Annotated in this window: 2 protein-coding genes; both read left to right on the top strand. The window is 54.9% G+C overall.

Going from position 1 to position 2,389, the window contains the following annotated elements; genetic code table 11:
• Nucleotides 1-979: CmpA/NrtA family ABC transporter substrate-binding protein (locus tag NW809_RS12030; protein ID WP_414402248.1), on the top strand; the 979-nt coding region annotated here is incomplete at its 5' end.
• A gap of 522 nt (nucleotides 980-1,501) precedes the next feature.
• Nucleotides 1,502-2,329, top strand: coding sequence for a nitrate ABC transporter permease (gene ntrB, locus NW809_RS12025; protein ID WP_414402247.1), 828 nt, complete (start codon nucleotides 1,502-1,504; stop codon nucleotides 2,327-2,329).
• Nucleotides 2,330-2,389 lie beyond the last annotated feature (60 nt).

Here is a 2,389-nt window from a genome sequence, read left to right as displayed (position 1 = left end):
CATGATCCACATCGGCGCCATCACCAACAATCAGCCGGTGCGTATGGCAGTTCTGTGTCAGTTGATCACCCAGGGGAAAGGAATTGCCATTGCCGGAATGCACGTTGGCAAGGGCTTGGGGCTGGATATCTCCGGAGCCGCGGATTACATCAAAAACTTCAGCGCCAGCAACAGGCGCAAGTTCAAAGCTGGCTATACCTTCCCCAACGCCAATCAAGATTTTTGGATCCGCTACTGGCTTGCCGCCGGGGGGGTGGATCCGGATCAAGACATTGACCTCCTGACGGTGCCCTCTGCCGAGACGGTGCAGGGGATGCGCAATGGCACCATGGACGCTTTCAGCACGGGGGATCCCTGGCCCTACCGGATTGTGGCCGATGGGATCGGCTTTATGGCGGCCCTCACCCAGCAGATCTGGCCTTTTCACCCCGAAGAATACTTGGCCATTCGCGCCGACTGGGTGGAGCAAAACCCCAGAGCCACACAAGCAGTTTTGATGGCTGTGATGGAAGCGCAGCAATGGTGCGACGATCCGGCCAACCGTGAAGAGCTGGCGCGCATCCTTTCGGGGCGCGCTTATCTGAATGTGCCGGTCGAGGTTCTCACGCCTCCCTTCCAGGGCAAGTACGAATTGGGAGATGGCAAGCCGGCTGTTCAAGATTTCAACGCCGGGCCTCTGTACTGGGAAGATGGGCGGGGCAGCGTCTCTTATCCCTACAAGAGCCATGACCTGTGGTTCTTGACCGAATCGCTGCGTTGGGGCTTCCACGCTCGCTTCCTCAAGGATTTGGATACTGCCCGCCGTCTGGTGGATGAGGTGAACCGCGAAGATCTCTGGCGGGAGGCTGCCCAAGCGCTGGGAGTGAAGAATATTCCCAACAACACTTCGCGGGGAACGGAGCGTTTCTTCGATGGTGTGGTGTTTGACCCCCAGGATCCCCAGGCCTACTTGAACAGCCTGAAAATCAAAAGGGTCTAGCTGAATAGCTTGATTGGGCCAAGTTCCTCACCTTCTTTTGCAGGAAGTCCATGGCTTACCGTTTCCTTGTTCGAATCTCTCGCGCGACAGGGATCCTGCCTACCTGCGGGATCCCACGATGTCGAAAAAAGCTGTGCCGAGCTTTCTGCCCAAACGATGGAAAGTTGACGGATGCTATGAGCCTTGCACTTTTTGAATAACTTTGAATGCTATGTTGAGGATCGGCTATGTTGGCTCTACTTCACGTTCCGCGCGAACTCTTCAGGGATCCTCCTTTTGAGAGGCCGGCCCAGCCCCGCTGGGACAAGCTCATTCTCTCGATAGCCGTGGGGGCGCTGAGCTTTCTAATTGTCGTGAGAGTTTTGTTGAGTTTGCAATCCCTGTGTTTGCCCATCCAAGGAGAAGGCAAGGCCAATCCCAGTTCATGCTCTGTTTCCAACACGTTGTAGAACCCTGCGGCTGGAATGTTCTGAGAGCGCGACAACAGAGAACCTTGTAAAACCCTATCCTCCTCTAGGAGCTATGACGACAACACTTTCTTCTCCGGCAAAATCTGCAACGGCGAAGCTTGATTTGGCGAAGTACCGAGATCAGATTCTCCCCCCTGTGGTGGGCATTGTTGGATTTCTGCTCATCTGGCAGCTCTTGGCCAGTGCCAACCTTATTCGGCTGCCGGGGCCCTGGGATGTGTGGATGGATGAGCGCAGCCGCTACCTAATCCTGCATCCTCTGTACCGCAATAGCGACCTCGACCAAGGGCTGCTGCGCCAAACTTTGGCCAGCCTGCAAAGGGTGGTCATCGGCTACTGCAGTGCCGCTTTGGTGGGCATTGCCCTAGGGATCTTGGTGGGCAGCAGCATGTGGATCAACCGCGCTTTGGATCCCATCTTCCAGTTTTTGCGCATGGTGGCTCCCTTGGCTTGGGTGCCCATCTCCTTGGCTGCTTTGCAGCGCAATGAGCCGGCTGCTTTGTTTGTTATTTTCATCACCTCTATCTGGCCCATTTTGATCAACACGGCGGTGGGGGTGAGGCAGATCCCGGAAGACTACATCAACGTTTCTAGAGTGCTGAGGCTTTCTAAAGTTGACTTCTTTTTTAAGGTGCTGCTGCTCTCTGCTTTGCCCTACATGTTCACAGGTTTGCGGGTTGGCATTGGCCTATCCTGGCTGGCGATTATTGCTGCAGAAATTGTCATGTCCGGCGTGCCAGGGATCGGCTTTTTCATCTGGGATGCCTACCAGCAGAACTACGTGACTGAGATCATCGTTGCTGTCATCTACATTGGGGCGGTGGGCTTGCTTTTGGATCGACTGGTGGCTGCCCTGCAAAACAAAATAGCCAATCGCTAGCCTCGTTTGCAGATCTTTTCACTGCATGTCCATCCAATTGAGTTGGGATCCCTCTTACAT

Origin of the sequence: Synechococcus sp. WC101 (assembly GCF_047461555.1) — a bacterium.
Classification (GTDB): Bacteria; Cyanobacteriota; Cyanobacteriia; order Thermostichales; family Thermostichaceae; genus Thermostichus.
Note: the sequence above shows the minus strand (reverse complement) of the source record. Positions and strands in the feature narration are given on the sequence as shown.